Source organism: Sulfitobacter sp. (genome assembly GCF_036960155.1).
Classification (GTDB): Bacteria; Pseudomonadota; Alphaproteobacteria; order Rhodobacterales; family Rhodobacteraceae; genus Sulfitobacter.
The window spans coordinates 19,085-32,750 of the sequence record NZ_JBALWB010000013.1 but is presented as its reverse complement, the minus strand read 5'-3'; the positions used below and the strand labels follow the sequence as shown (position 1 = coordinate 32,750).

The 13,666-nt window shown below is 52.6% G+C and carries 12 protein-coding genes and 2 pseudogenes; 10 read left to right on the top strand and 4 right to left on the bottom strand.

Features of this window, described 5'->3' with window-relative positions; all coding sequences use genetic code 11:
- The 8 genes from V7775_RS20095 (at position 1) to V7775_RS20060 (ending at position 8,061) form a co-directional block, all read left to right on the top strand.
- Positions 1-810 carry a glycine betaine ABC transporter substrate-binding protein gene (locus V7775_RS20095; protein WP_335753713.1) on the top strand — a complete coding sequence of 270 codons (810 nt, stop codon included), beginning with the start codon at positions 1-3 and terminating at the stop codon, positions 808-810.
- Positions 803-1,318 carry a TRAP transporter small permease subunit gene (locus V7775_RS20090; RefSeq protein ID WP_335753712.1) on the top strand — a complete coding sequence of 172 codons (516 nt, stop codon included), beginning with the start codon at positions 803-805 and terminating at the stop codon, positions 1,316-1,318. The genes V7775_RS20095 and V7775_RS20090 overlap by 8 nt, the downstream gene beginning before the upstream one ends.
- Positions 1,311-2,852, top strand: coding sequence for a TRAP transporter large permease (locus tag V7775_RS20085; protein ID WP_335753711.1), 1,542 nt, complete (start codon positions 1,311-1,313; stop codon positions 2,850-2,852). Before V7775_RS20090 ends, V7775_RS20085 begins: the two co-directional genes overlap by 8 nt.
- A 12-nt stretch (positions 2,853-2,864) precedes the next feature.
- Positions 2,865-3,524 (top strand): helix-turn-helix domain-containing protein, encoded by a 660-nt coding sequence (locus tag V7775_RS20080; protein WP_335753710.1) that lies wholly within the window; start codon positions 2,865-2,867, stop codon positions 3,522-3,524.
- Positions 3,525-3,845: 321 nt separating this feature from the next.
- A complete protein-coding gene (locus tag V7775_RS20075; protein WP_335753709.1) occupies positions 3,846-5,387 on the top strand; it encodes a sugar ABC transporter ATP-binding protein in 1,542 nt (513 codons plus the stop codon).
- Positions 5,374-6,432 (top strand): ABC transporter permease, encoded by a 1,059-nt coding sequence (locus V7775_RS20070; protein ID WP_335753708.1) that lies wholly within the window; start codon positions 5,374-5,376, stop codon positions 6,430-6,432. The genes V7775_RS20075 and V7775_RS20070 overlap by 14 nt, the downstream gene beginning before the upstream one ends.
- Positions 6,433-6,461: 29 nt before the next feature.
- A complete protein-coding gene (locus V7775_RS20065) occupies positions 6,462-7,571 on the top strand; it encodes a substrate-binding domain-containing protein (protein WP_335753707.1) in 1,110 nt (369 codons plus the stop codon).
- A 160-nt stretch (positions 7,572-7,731) separates the two neighbouring features.
- Entirely contained in the window at positions 7,732-8,061 is a 330-nt protein-coding gene (locus V7775_RS20060) for an NIPSNAP family protein (protein WP_335753706.1), read from the top strand.
- Between the two features lie 135 nt (positions 8,062-8,196).
- Here the strand turns inward: V7775_RS20060 and V7775_RS20055 are convergent, their stop codons facing one another.
- Positions 8,197-9,066 (bottom strand): polysaccharide deacetylase family protein, encoded by an 870-nt coding sequence (locus tag V7775_RS20055; RefSeq protein ID WP_335753705.1) that lies wholly within the window; start codon positions 9,064-9,066, stop codon positions 8,197-8,199.
- Positions 9,067-9,159: 93 nt separating this feature from the next.
- On the bottom strand, positions 9,160-10,122 hold the full coding sequence (locus tag V7775_RS20050; RefSeq protein WP_335753704.1) for an SMP-30/gluconolactonase/LRE family protein: 963 nt from the start codon (positions 10,120-10,122) through the stop codon (positions 9,160-9,162).
- 192 nt (positions 10,123-10,314) lie between these two features.
- Here V7775_RS20050 and V7775_RS20045 point away from each other — a divergent pair.
- Positions 10,315-10,841: pseudogene (locus V7775_RS20045) on the top strand (IS5 family transposase); the annotation flags it as partial.
- Positions 10,842-10,981: 140 nt separating this feature from the next.
- On the opposite strand, the gene V7775_RS20040 reads toward V7775_RS20045, so the two are convergent.
- Positions 10,982-11,851, bottom strand: coding sequence for a LysR family transcriptional regulator (locus V7775_RS20040; protein WP_335753703.1), 870 nt, complete (start codon positions 11,849-11,851; stop codon positions 10,982-10,984).
- Between the two features lie 84 nt (positions 11,852-11,935).
- Here V7775_RS20040 and V7775_RS20035 point away from each other — a divergent pair, with 84 nt between their 5' ends.
- Positions 11,936-12,730, top strand: a complete 795-nt coding sequence (locus tag V7775_RS20035) for a phytanoyl-CoA dioxygenase family protein (RefSeq protein ID WP_335753702.1) — start codon at positions 11,936-11,938, stop codon at positions 12,728-12,730.
- Positions 12,731-12,882: 152 nt separating this feature from the next.
- On the opposite strand, the pseudogene V7775_RS20030 reads toward V7775_RS20035, so the two are convergent.
- Positions 12,883-13,476, bottom strand: a pseudogene (locus tag V7775_RS20030) (IS30 family transposase); the annotation flags it as partial.
- Positions 13,477-13,666 lie beyond the last annotated feature (190 nt).

Genomic DNA, 13,666 nt, shown 5'->3' with positions numbered 1-13,666 from the left:
ATGGGCAAGCCGTTGGTGATTGGCCAAATCTCCCTTTCCTTTCACACGGCGGCTGCCGCAGTCGTGGCCGAGCTTCTCGAACAGCTCGGCCACGACGTTGTGCTTCGCGAGGCACCGCATGAGGCCATGTATGGATTGATGCAAGCGGGCGACGTTGATCTCGTCGTTTCCGCGTGGCTGCCAGACAGTCATGGTGTCTATCTGGAACCGTTTAGAAACGAGATCGAATTCCTGAGCGTCATCTATGAGCCCTATTGCATTTGGGGCATCCCAGCTGATGCGCCAGCAGAAATCACCTGCGTGAGTGATCTGGCCAAGCCAGATGTAGCTAGTCTGTTCCGCAAACGCATTCAGGGGATCGCGCCGGGCGCAGGAATCAGCCGCTTCTCGCGCCAAATGGTCGAAAGCTATGGGCTGGCACCGTTCGGGTTCCACTTTGAAAACGGAACACTAGACGATTGCACCAACGCCTACCTCGACGCGATGGCCGCAGACGAGCTATCAATCATGCCGCTTTGGCACCCGCAATGGGTCCATACTGAACGTCCGCCGCGAGAATTGAGCGATCCAATGGGGTTACTCGGCGGTCAGGATAACGCGACATTGGTGCTGCGCAAAGATGCGATGCACAAGATTTCGGCCCAAGGGCTGAACATGCTGCGCAAAATCTATTTTGGGAACGAAACGATGTCGGGCCTCGATCATGACATCTGTCGCAAGGGCATGACCCCACAAGAAGCGGCCCGGGCCTATCTGACCCGAGCGCCGGAGCGTGTTCGCGGTTGGCAGAAGGACGGCGCGGATGTCTGAAAAAGCGTCACATTTACGAGGCTCGAGCATCGTGGACCGGTTGGTGCAACACGTGGGAAACACGGCCCGATGGCTTTGTGTCGGGCTGGTTTTATTGCAATTTGCCGTCGTTTTAGCGCGCTATATTTTCGATGCGGGGTCGGTGATGGCGCAAGAAGCCATCCTGTATCTGTTCGGAACCATGTTCATGCTGTCGATTGCGGACGCACTGGCGGCAGGGCGGCATGTTCGCGTCGACATGATTTATCATGGACTAAGCGAACGCTGGAAACGGCGTATTGATGCAGTTGGTGTGATCGTATTCCTGCTGCCGTTATGTAGCTTCATGGCCTATACGTCATGGGGATATGTAGCGGCATCTTGGGCTGCACGCGAAGGGTCGCGAGAAGCTGCCGGACTGCCCGGTGTTTTCCTCTTCAAAACTATAATTCTGATTTCACTGGCCCTGTTGATTTTGCAGGCGTTGGCCATTTTGGTGCGTTGCTTGACTGGAAAGCGTCATGACTGATTTTTTCCTCGCCGCGCTTGTCGTCAGCCTGCTGCTCTGCCTGATGTCGGGCTTTCCCGTTGCGTTTGTGCTCGGGGGCGTGTCGTTGGCAGTTGCTGGAATCGCAACGCTTGTCGGCATCTTTGATCCTTCGTTCCTAACCGCCATCCCACAACGGATTTTTGCGGCTATGACCAACGACTTGTTGTTGGCCGTGCCCGCGTTCGTCTTTATGGGGGCCATGCTAGAACGCTCTGGCATTGCTTCTGAAATGTTAGACGGAATTGGTCGCCTGTTTGGCCGCAGGCGCGGCGGCTTAGGTTATGCAATTACCATCGTCGGTGCCTTGCTCGCGGCCTCAACAGGCATTGTTGGCGCAACGGTCACAACCATGGCACTGCTGTCACTTCCTGTCATGTTGAAGTGGGGATATTCCCCGCGATTGGCGTCGGGCGCGATCTGTGCTGCTGGGACGTTAGGGCAAATTATTCCGCCCTCACTGGTTCTGGTCCTGTTGGCCGACACGATTTCGTCCGCCTATCAAAAGGCACAACTCGCTCAAGGAATTTTTTCGCCTGAAACGGTTTCGATTTCAGACCTGTTCGCTGGGGCAATTGTGCCCGGGTTTCTTCTTGTGGCAGTCTATTTGGTGTTTCAGGCTGCTGTGGCTTTCTTTTTGCCGCAGACCAGCCCGCCTCCCCCCGAACAATCAGCCGAAGACGCCAGTATCGGAGTGTTTGAGCTGGCCACCCAATTGTTGCCGCCGCTTGCACTGATCGTTGGCGTTCTTGGGTCCATCCTCGGCGGCGTTGCAACCCCCACTGAAAGTGCATCTATCGGTGCCGTCGGCGCTATCCTTCTCGCAGGGTTTGGTAAAGAACGACGAGGTTGGGCGAATGCCGGTCTTGGTCTATTGGCCTTCCTTGTAATTCTGAAGCAGGTAGTTTTTCCGTTTTTCGGAGCCTCGCTGTTGGTGGAACGACTGGTCTTGGCTGTGCCCACGCTTGGGTTTGTCGCGATCCTAGGTATTGCGCTAATCTCGACTTGGCGCAGCAACAACCTTGCTCGCGTTTGCACTGAAACTGCGCGTCTCAGCGCGATGGTGTTCATGATCCTAATTGGGGCCGCAGTCCTGTCGTTGGTATTCCGTGGACTAGGCGGTGAAGAGGCCGTTCACGCATTGATCGAGGCAGCACCTGGCGGTGTTTACGGCGCTTTGGCGATGGTTATGGCGGTGATGTTTCTGCTGGGGTTCATCCTCGACTTTATCGAGATTATCTTTGTGATCGTTCCTACCGTCGCTCCGGTTCTGCTGATGTCGGGCATTGATCCAATCTGGCTTGCGATCTTGATCTCGATGAACCTACAGACATCCTTTCTAACGCCGCCCTTCGGGTTTGCGCTATTTTACTTTCGCTCATCTGCACCGCCCGAGATCAGCACAAAAGACATCTATCTCGGAGTATTGCCGTTTATTGGTCTACAGGTTGGTGTCCTCATGTTGGTTGCGTTCTTTCCACAAATATCTACATGGTTGCCGTATGCGCTTCGATAACCACTTCGCGGAATGAACAACGCCAACAGTCTGGTTTCACCGCCAAGCAAAACGCTTGCCCGTGGGCTGGAGATTCTTGAGCATATCGCTTTGGCCAATAGATCCATGCGGCTAAAGGATGTTGCTGAGGCCTTCGATATGGATATGGCAAGCGCGCATCGCATTCTCAAAACGCTGGAAGAGATGGGTTTTATCGATAGGTTAGCTGTTGGACGCACATACGGGGCGGGACAGAAACTGCGATCACTTGCCGACCCTCTCCGGCCGACGAAGCGGATAGTGGATGCTTTGCGGTCCTTGGTCCCCAAACTAACAGAATCCACCAGGCATGTTGCGCACGTTGGCATTCTGCAACGCAGTCAAGTCGTGCTGGCTGAAGTTGCACTGACCGAAACTGCCAAACTCCGAACAAATGCCATTACTGCGCGCACAAAGTTTTACCCTCATACTGAATTCACATTGCAGACAAAATTAGCTCTGCGCCGCAGTCTCGCTGATATTAAGACAACCAAAATTGCATTTGATGATCGGGAGGATCCACCGACATCGCCTGTATTGCGGCACCGGTTCTGGATCAAACAGGTTATCCGGTTGCCTCCATTGGGATCTCGACAATTTCTTCTACTCTTGAAGGTCCTATTACTGATCAGACGCGACTCATTGATGCAGTGAACAATGCAGCCCTGCAGGCATCATTTGTCCTGCAACAAAGACCAGTCATATCCTAAAGTCTGGTGTTTGACTGACATGCCAGCAGGTCGCACCTCCGGCAGAAATATCTTAATACTAAGATTGCGCTACCTAGGCGTCTGACACCAGCGATCTTGCTTGTTCAGGATTTCCGGAACTTCTGCAAGGATCACTGGTCTTCTGGCTGCTTGGCCGAAACTAGATGAAAATTGGCCGAATTACGATTGCAGGCCAAACCCAAACCCGACGAGGATCGAAGGATTGCAGATTCAGGCCAATCCTAAAGAATAGGGAGCAATTCGAATGACGTTGGTAAACGCTACAGTTGCGGGAGATCGTGTCTTAACCATTACCTCAGTTAGCAAACGGTTTGGGGGCACGCTGGCAGTGTCTGACGTTGGCTTCTCGGTGTCGAAAGGTGAAATTGTTGCTCTTTTAGGCGAAAATGGTGCTGGAAAGTCGACGCTGATTAAGATGCTGGCAGGCGTTTATACCGCCGATTCCGGAACATTCATGTTTGATGAAATGGAATTTGATCCACGTGAAGTTCATCCCGGCATTGCCTTCATCCATCAGGATCTAGGGCTAATTGAATGGATGACGGTGGCTGAAAACATCAGCCTCATGCAAAATTCCTTTCCCCGTAGATTTGGATTGATCGACTGGACTGCGACACGGGAAAATGCGCGTAAGGCTCTTGCCGCGGTCACAAATACCATTGATCCCGACGCGCGGATACAGGAACTGACCCGAACCGAAAAATCTCTTGTGGCCATCGCACGCGCGTTGGCACGGAATGCAACGTTGCTGGTTCTGGACGAACCCACGGCCAGCTTGCCGCAATCAGACGTCGAAATGCTGCACGATGTTCTTCGCCGCCTGCGCGACACGGGTGTCGCGATGATTTATGTCTCGCACCGTCTGGATGAGGTTTTTGCCATCACTGATAGGGCCGTTGTATTGCGCGACGGTTTTCTGGTCGGGGATAAGTTGATTGAAAATCTGGACGGTGAAAGCCTGATCCAATTGATCATCGGCCGCGCATTAGAAGATGTTTTTGTACATTCTGAAGCCCGAACTGACAGTCCAGTCGCACTTACCCTTAAAAGCCTTTGTACCGAAGACGTCGGCCCGGTCAGTTTCGAGCTTCGACGTGGCGAAGTTCTCGGACTGGTTGGATTGCGCGGGGCAGGGCATGACGCGGTTGGTCATGCGCTTTTCGGGCGCAGCAAAATTACGTCAGGCAACGCCCAGCTTGAAGGCGGCAAAGCCCTTGTAACCGGACACCCCGAAGATTCCATTCGCCAAGGGATTTGTATGGTCGCAGGGGACCGCAATGCGGATTCAGTGGCGCAAGGCATGACGATTCAGGAAAATCTTTTCCTCAATCCCGCGCTGACAGGACGGGGGCCATTTTCGTTCCAGACGCCGGCCTTTGAGGCGCAATCTGCTCGTGACATCGGGACCACTTTTGACATCCGTCCCAATGATCCATTTGCACCAATCGAAACATTGTCCGGCGGTAACCAGCAAAAAGTAGTGATGGCGCGCTGGATGAGTGTTGGCGGATCTATCCTGATCCTCGAAGACCCGACAGCGGGCGTCGATGTTGGGTCAAAGGCAGATATCTATGCGCTGTTGGATAAGGCCTTAAAGGATGGGCTGGCAGTTTTGTTGATTTCGACAGATTTCGAGGAAGTTGCAGCATTGAGTCATCGCGCCTGTGTGTTTCATGACGGTCAGATCATGGCAGAAATTCCTCGAAACGATCTTTCAGTTTCTTCCCTATTGAATGCAGCGTCGCTTGATCCGACGCGTAAGGAGTCCACCCATGCAATCGCTTGAATCAAACGCTCTCGAACCGACACCGGCGCAGTTGAAAGGCCTTTCAGCAAAGGCAAAGTTCATGCGGTATCTGCCCGTCTATGGCCTGCCGATCCTGACCATTCTGTTGATCATTGTCTTCTCGGTTCTGTTGCCGCGCACCTTTCCGACTTTCCTGAACCTAAGGGCCATTCTGGGAGAAAAGTCCGTCATTGCGCTGCTTTCGCTGGCAGCAATGATTCCGATGATGACGGGGCGGATCGACCTGACCGTGGGCTATGGCATCGTTATTTGGCACGTTTTGGCGATCAGCCTGCAGACGGCTTATGGGCTCGATTGGACCGTCACGGTGTTTATCGTCCTGTTGGGCGGTTGTTTGCTAGGGCTGCTGAACGGTCTTTTGGTTGAAGTCGCCAAGATTGACAGCTTCATCGCCACGCTCGGAACCGGTACCGTCATTTATGCGCTGGCCCTTTGGTATACGGGCGGACGGCAGGTCCTTGGCGCGTTACCCGAAGCATTCACCGCAATCTACACAACAAATATATTCGGGCTGCCAATTGCCGCGTTCTATGTTTTGGCGATCGCCATCATTCTTTGGGTGATCTCAGAATATTTACCGATAGGCCGGAACCTCTATGCCATTGGTGCCAACTCACGGGCCGCCGAACTCAACGGAATTCGCACCCGTCGCTATGTAATCGGTGCATTTATTGCCTCGGGTCTGATCGGTGCTCTTGCGGGTGTTGTCTTGGCGGCCAAGCTGCGGATTGGACAGGCAAGTGTCGGGTTGGAGTTTTTGCTTCCCGCGCTGGTTGGGGCATTTCTGGGATCAACAACAATTAAGCCCGGTCGGGTGAATGTCTGGGGCACCATTGTTGGCGTCATAATCCTGGCTGTCGGTATCTCGGGAATTCAACAGCTGGGCGGCGCGTTTTATGTCGAACCGCTGTTCAACGGTGCGACGCTGCTGATCGCCATCGGGATCGCCGGATATGCGCAGCGCAAACGCAGTTCGGTTCGTCATGCGCGACCACCTGAAATTGAAACCACCAAAGTGACTTGAGACCAATCAGTTCAACAAGGAGAGAACCAATGAAAATGAAATTTAGAACAGCGCTATTCACAGCCATGCTTGCAAGCACGACGCTTGGAGGGCAGATCGCCAGCGCAGACGCAGTCAGTGATGCCATTGCCTATGTCGAAGCCATCTCGCAACCCAATCCACCCTGGAGCGGCCCCACAACAGGTCCTGTTGCCCAAGCTGAAAAAATCATCGTTTATGTGTCGGCAGATCAACGTAATGGCGGAGCTTTAGGCGTCAGTGAAGGTGTCGCCGAAGCTGTTGAAGCGATTGGGTGGACATTGCGCATCATGGACGGTCAGGGGTCGGTTTCTGGCCGATCGGCAGCCTTGCAGCAAGCCATTGCTTTGCAGCCAGACGGCATCATCCTTGGTACTGTTGACGCTAATGAGCAAGCGCAGGCAATTATTCAAGCCCATGAAGCCGGTATTGTTATCGTTGGTTGGCATTCAACCGCATCAACCGGCCCATCGGACGTGCATCCCATCTTTACCAATATCACCACAGATCCGCTGGAAATTTCGCGCGCTGCAGCATCGCTAGCGGTGGCGGACAGTAACGGCACTGCTGGCGTGGTGATCTTCACGGACAGCGCTTATGAAATCGCGATTGCCAAATCCGACGCCATTGCCGAGGTCATTTCAGCTTGCGAAGGCTGCTCAATTCTGTCGATTGAAGATACGCCGTTGGCCGATGCCAGTACACGTATGCCGCCGCTGACCAATGCGCTGTTGCAGCGCTATGGCGATGAATGGACCTATTCGCTAACCATCAATGACCTGCCCTTCGACTTTATGGCACCAGCGTTAATTTCGGCGGGTAAACCTCAGGGTGGCTTCCCGCGCAACATTTCGGCAGGAGATGGTTCCGAGGCTGCGTTCCAACGCATCCAGCAGGATTTTTATCAGTACGCGACGGTGGCGGAACCGCTCAATTTGCACGGTTGGCAGGCCGTAGATGAAATGAACCGTGCACTTGCAGGTGAAGATCACTCTGGGTTTGTTATCCCTGTCCATCTGTTCACACCTGAGAACATCAATGAGGATGGTGGCGCTGATTTGTCTTTCGATCCGAGCAATGGATATCGTGATATTTATAGCGGAATCTGGAGCGGCAACTAAAGGATACGAGTACGTCTGAGTACAGCCACTTTCGTGCTCAGTGATACCGAAAAAACGATTGTAGGGTCCGGGCACGTATCGTTTCCGGACCCTGTTTGCTGAGGGCGACGCCTCCCTTCGTCCTCAGCGCCACCTGTCTCACCTCTTAAAGGACCAAGTTATGCTGTTTGATTTACGAACCTATCGCACCTGTCCCGGAACCATCAGGAAACAACTGGACCTTTATGCGAAATCCGGTTTCGATGCCCAACGTCGTCATTTGGGGGACCCTTTGTTTTACGGCACAGTAGAGACCGGCGATGTGAACTCCTATGTTCACCTGTGGCAATACAAAAATGCTGCTGACCGAGAGGCACGTCGCGCTGCGTTGTATCAAGATGCCGACTGGCGTGCCTATCGTGAGGCCGGTGCTGAGCTAGGGTATCAAACCGAGCAACAAAATACATTATTGCGCGCAGCATCGTTTTGGACACCACCTTCCAACAAGTAAGTAGGTTGAGCCGGAAATCCTGCTGGATTTGCAACCAGCACATTGTTTAATTAACAAAATAGAAGGCTTTGCCTCCAAAAAAGAAGAGGGCGCAATGCGCCCTCTTCTTGCAAAAACCCTCAGAAACGTTGGTCTTTAGAATGTACGTGCAGGGTTTTCCGGTGTGTTATCTTGCGCGAGTGCAAAACGGGCAATCTCATCCTTACGCATGAAGGCTACGCCATCGTGTCCTTTTGCATAGGTCAAGAACCGGTCGAGAGCATTCACAACACCCGGAGCGCCGCCGATACGATCATGCGTGCTGATCGACATCATCCGACGGCGGTCGGCCCCCTCAGCATAAAGAACGTCAAATTCAGCCTTCAATTCCTGCTCAAAACCAGCGCCGGTCATGCCTTGTGATGAGAACCGCGCAATATCGTTGCAACGCAGCGTATAAGGCACGACCATAAAGGGCTTGCCGCGAACTGGCATCGTTGCGGGTTCATCGCGTCCCAGATCATCGGTGTGGTACTCAAAGCCGAGGTCCTGCAGAATTTCCAAAGTTGCACGTGTTTGGCGCATCCAGAAGGCGTTGAACCCAACAGGTCGCTGCCCGGTAATACGTTCCAGAACTTCGATGTTTTTTTCGTAGGACTCCCGTTCTTCATCCGGCGTCATCGCGAATTGCGGCGTCCAGTTGTAACCGTGCGCCGCAGCTTCGTGTCCGCGCTGAACCAGCTCTTTGGCCAGATCGGGACGTCGTTCAACAGCTTCTCCGACCATATGCGAAGTCACTTTCACATCGTGCTTATCCCAAAGATCAAGCAGCCGCGGAATACCTTCGTTCATACCGTATTCATACCATGTCGGTGTGATCGTATCGACAAGCCCCGGCTCCATTGGTGGGAACGGGCCTTCGGCGTCTGCACCTTGCGCACCGGCTTCGAACTGCGTTGAAATTGAAATCACCAATTGCGCATTGTTTGGCCAGAAGCCACCGGTAGGTTTCTTAGTTTTCGTCATTTTCTGTCTCCTTCATTAAACAGATCAGGGAAAAAGGGTAAACGCGGCAGCAACTCGGCGCTTGTCCGCCACGCTGCTGCCACGCTTTGAATTTCAGTTTGGAAGTTGAAAAATCGTCAGGGTAAACGGATCGGTTTCAGCTGTGGGATCCGTCAAGACGTCGTTTTGCGTGTTGGCGATAACCACTTGACCATGCGGTAGAAACGCAGCGGTTGCGGGAACATCCAGTCCGTCAACTTCAAACTCCTGCCAAGTGTCTGCAGCGTTTTCTGGATCAAACAACGTCACACCAGGCCTGCCACCTTCGACGACAAGGGCCCTGCCATCATCAAGCATCAAGACGCCATCAACACTTTGCAGCGTGCGGGGCAATTCGATTTCGTTCAGTACGCCGGCTGTTCCATCTTTTTGAATTTCAGCACTGAACATACGGCCATCGTTCTGTTTGACAAAAAACAGTTGATTGTGATGAACGCCAAGACCATTCAACGCAAAGCCTTCACCACCAAGCGCGGCATCCTCGATGAAAACCTCCATCGCATCGCCGTTCTTTGGCAGTCGCAAGATGCGCGGATGAAGAGAATCTGTTGCGTAAAGCGTGCCATCCGGCCCAAAGGCCACATCGTTGCAAAATCCACTGTCGGGAAAATCATATCTGGTAATCGGCGCGCCGGTCTCAAGATCAAACACCAGCACACCCGCTGGCCCTGCCGCTGCTGCAAAATCGCTAAGTCCCAAAATCGGACCCGAGCAGACGTAAAGCCGCCCACTTCGCTCATCAACCTTCAGGCCAACCGCCGAATCCATTCCAAGGGAACCCGGCTCTATGAACTGGGTTATGTTTTGGTGGTCTGGTGACACCACCCAGACTGAACTATCAAGCAAGCTGCTGACAAAAATCCGACCATCGGCCGCCACATCAACACCTTCGATGTGGAGTTTAGCATCGTTGGAAACCACGATCTCTTCTAAGAATGGTAGCGCCTCGGATGAGGCCATAGTCCCAATCATCGCGACACTCGCGATGGCAGCAAGGTTCAGAAATGAATTGTTCATTTTTTCAGCTTTCAATCTATTGAAGTCCTGTCGCTCAATCTAATGGGTGCGGCGCGGGCATCAATTCCCTTGAGCTATATCACTTTTGTGATTTCCTAAATGGTCAGGCCGGCCCAGAGACTAAGGCCTGTGGACATTCAGGATTCCCATTTGCCGTGATTTCTGATTCACCCTTCCAAAATGGAGGGATGAATGGACGAACATCGTTTTGTGGTCTCGGATCGAGTTTGGAACCGGCTTGAGCCCCTCTTGCCGGGGAAAGTTACAGATAGCGGGAGGACTACCTGTAACAATCGGTTGTTTCTTGAGGCCGTCTTTTGGCGCGTGAGAACGGGCGCGCCGTGGCGTGATCTTCCGCCAAGCTTTGGTCATTGGAACAGCCAGTTCCGTCGGTTTCGACGATGGGCTGAGCGGGGTGTTTTCGAGAGTCTTTTCAGTGTCATGAGCGATGCCCCCGACCTTGAATATGCAATGATCGACGGTACGATAGTTTCGGTTCATCAGAAGGCAACCGGCGCAAAAGGGGGACTCGAAATCACGCCATTGGGCGCTCGCGTGGCGGGTTGACGACGAAGATTGTCGCGCTTGTCGACAGGTTTGGCAACCTTGTGCGGTTTTTGCTTTTGCCCGGCCAGGCCCACGACATGAAGGGCGTTGCCCCGCTGATCAAGGATAGGTCATTTGGCGCGTTACTGGCTGATAAAGCGTTTGAGGGGTCGTTTGCGGGAGAGTGTGAAATCCTACGTTAGTGCGTAGCAGCCGTTCGTGCAGCGCGCAGCGAATTCACTGAAAGAGCCCATTATGACCAATGCTGCGACGCACGCAAATTGGTGCAACACACGCTATTCGAACATTCAGATCACATAAGAGCATCCAAGATTTCACCAAACTGTTGATCAATTTCACGCAAGCCAGACCATAAAAGCACGATATCCGCAGTCGCCTGGGGTGAGCTTATCGGAACGGTCACAACAGGTTTGCCATCATAGGAGATGTCGCTGGGCGGATATGAGTAGCTTATGCCAACTCCAACGCCATGCGCAGCGAGGGAACGCATCATCTCCAGAGAAGTCGCCCTTTGAGCAATATTTGGCATTAGCCGGAACTTATCAAAAAGCGTCCGGATATATCCTTCAGATAAGCCCTCAGTGGAAAGGATCAGCGGGTAATTTATCAGTTCTTCAATCTCAACGGATGGTTGCGCCGAAAGAGGGTGATCTATTGAGAGAAACGCAACTGGTTTGATCTCTTTGATTTTCCGGCGTTCAAATTTTCCCTCAAATCCGATATTATAGGAAATCACAATATCAGCACGGCCCTCTGCAAGGTCGGTTGCTAGATTGGAAAAGCGGCCCTCCTGACCCTGAAATTTGATCAACGGGAATCTAGCTTTCAACTTTTCCAAAATGGAAACAAGATACCAAGGCGCGATGTCTTCAAAACACGCCACCACGAATGGAGGCGTCTCATCAGGCCCTGACTCAATCTCGACAGCCAGTTCAAGCAGGTTGCGCGCCTTGTTAACTAGGAGATGTCCGAACGGCGTTATCTGGATTGCGGCACCCTTGCGCCGGACAAAAATTGGCTGCCCAAGTTTTTGTTCGACACGCGTGATCGCAACAGACAAGGACGGCTGCGAAACATGCAGCAGTGCCGCCGCATCGGTCAGGCTTCCTGTCTTGACGACCGCAACAATGTATTCATATTGGCGGAGTGTATTATATAACATAAAGCTATTTATACTATATTTAAACATTATTGGAAGCTAAGTATTGGTGAGGCTATTGTGGCTCCAACATGGAGGATACCAACAATGCATCAACTACTGACACAAGAGCACATCGATACGTATCAACGTGATGGAGTTGTCTTAATAAAAGGGTTGTTCAAAGATAGTGTTGATTCAATTCGTTCCGGAATTGAGCACAATATGAAGGAACCCGGGCCTTATGCTTCTGAAAACCTGAAGGACGGCGAGGGTGGGCGGTTTTTTGATGACTATTGCAACTGGACCCGCATTCCTGAATTCGAACGGATTATCCGCACGTCATCTGCTGCGGAAGTCGCGGCCGATCTGATGGGCTCGAACCGAGTGCAGGTTTTTCACGACCATGTGCTGGTTAAAGAACCTGGGACGTCCAAGCCGACACCTTGGCATCAGGACGCACCCTATTACTTTGTGAGCGGCCAGCAGAATATTAGTTTTTGGTCCCCGATGGACGTGGTCAAGGGCGCTGGCCTTCGGTGCGTTGCGGGAAGTCATGACTGGGAAAAACCCGTCTTGCCAACCCGATGGCTTGCGGACTCAAGCTTTTATCCGAATGACGATGAATACATGCCGGTGCCTGATCCAGATGCCGAAGGCATGGATATCAGGGAGTGGGAGATGGAACCCGGCGATGCCGTCGCGTTCAACTACGGCACGCTTCACGGTGCACGTGGGAATGCAACAGGAGCGCGTCGGCGCGCATTCTCACTGAGGCTGGTTGGAGATGATGCCCGCTATGTAGAACGTCCGGGTCCAACCTCTCCACCATTCCCCGGACACAACATGCAGCCAGGTCAAATATTACGTGAAGACTGGTTTCCAGTTATCTTTCAGCGATAAGGCAATTGGGAGCATTCATTCAGTTGAGTGCTCTCAACTCAAACCAGTTGTCGGCGATAGGCCAAGAGCGGGCATTGGTGCGGTCAAGGCGAACGGTCGCTTTGTCCGCGTTGTGTGGGTTCAGGCGTGCCGCAGCGAAAGGCAGTTCTTTAGGACGTCACGTTTGTCTGGCCAAGCTTCTGTTTGAACAGCATAAAATCGCCTTCCCAATGACCAAACTGACGACGGTGCGCTACGTCGTCCGGGCGGAACAAGATGCTGACATCGCGATGGAACTTGGGTTCTCTGCGACGTCTGGTCCGCCGCGGACGACGGGCAACACGGTGTGTCGGCAGGTACCACCACAAGTCATCACGCATACCGTCCTTGGAATAAATGTAGCGGTATATCGTTTCTTGGCACACCCGCAGCTTGGCACGTTCTTGGATCATGCGATTGCCGATCTGCTCGGGCGTCCAGCCGTCTTTGATCCGTTCAATGACACGCTTACAAAGTTCTGGATATTTGATCAGTTTGCGATCCCGAGCACGTCGATCCGCCTGCATCAAATGCGCAGCGGCGCCATAGTAGCCGTCGTGTTTGGGCATGCTCTCATCGCTGAAATGATTACGTTTGAGCTCACGGAAGATCGTCGAGCGACAGCGGTTCAAAACACGCGCCATTTCATCAACAGGCACTTTAGCATGCCTCCAGCGTTCTATTCTGCGTCGTTCTGTGATACTCAGTTGCGTATAAGTCGTTCCCATACCGATTCCTCTTGCTAGATAAACTACTGTTTTCTAACAAGAGTCGCAGTTGGGGGTAGCGCGCGCCTTAGAATACAGTTTATTCGTATAATAAGGTTTATGTTAAATTTAAGACATGTCGGGGATTACCTGCACTTCAAAGAATATACGCAACATATTGAGCTATTTGTGCAATTCCTTGTTGCTACAA

Excerpts from the sequence above, each read along its gene's own strand:
- V7775_RS20095 (WP_335753713.1), top strand. The coding sequence starts at position 1 with ATGGGCAAGCCGTTGGTGATTGGCCAAATCTCCCTTTCCTTTCACACG.
- V7775_RS20090 (WP_335753712.1), top strand. The coding sequence starts at position 803 with ATGTCTGAAAAAGCGTCACATTTACGAGGCTCGAGCATCGTGGACCGG.
- V7775_RS20085 (WP_335753711.1), top strand. The coding sequence starts at position 1,311 with ATGACTGATTTTTTCCTCGCCGCGCTTGTCGTCAGCCTGCTGCTCTGC.
- V7775_RS20080 (WP_335753710.1), top strand. The coding sequence starts at position 2,865 with ATGAACAACGCCAACAGTCTGGTTTCACCGCCAAGCAAAACGCTTGCC.
- V7775_RS20075 (WP_335753709.1), top strand. The coding sequence starts at position 3,846 with ATGACGTTGGTAAACGCTACAGTTGCGGGAGATCGTGTCTTAACCATT.
- V7775_RS20070 (WP_335753708.1), top strand. The coding sequence starts at position 5,374 with ATGCAATCGCTTGAATCAAACGCTCTCGAACCGACACCGGCGCAGTTG.
- V7775_RS20065 (WP_335753707.1), top strand. The coding sequence starts at position 6,462 with ATGAAAATGAAATTTAGAACAGCGCTATTCACAGCCATGCTTGCAAGC.
- V7775_RS20060 (WP_335753706.1), top strand. The coding sequence starts at position 7,732 with ATGCTGTTTGATTTACGAACCTATCGCACCTGTCCCGGAACCATCAGG.
- V7775_RS20055 (WP_335753705.1), bottom strand. The coding sequence starts at position 9,066 with ATGACGAAAACTAAGAAACCTACCGGTGGCTTCTGGCCAAACAATGCG.
- V7775_RS20050 (WP_335753704.1), bottom strand. The coding sequence starts at position 10,122 with ATGAACAATTCATTTCTGAACCTTGCTGCCATCGCGAGTGTCGCGATG.
- V7775_RS20040 (WP_335753703.1), bottom strand. The coding sequence starts at position 11,851 with ATGTTATATAATACACTCCGCCAATATGAATACATTGTTGCGGTCGTC.
- V7775_RS20035 (WP_335753702.1), top strand. The coding sequence starts at position 11,936 with ATGCATCAACTACTGACACAAGAGCACATCGATACGTATCAACGTGAT.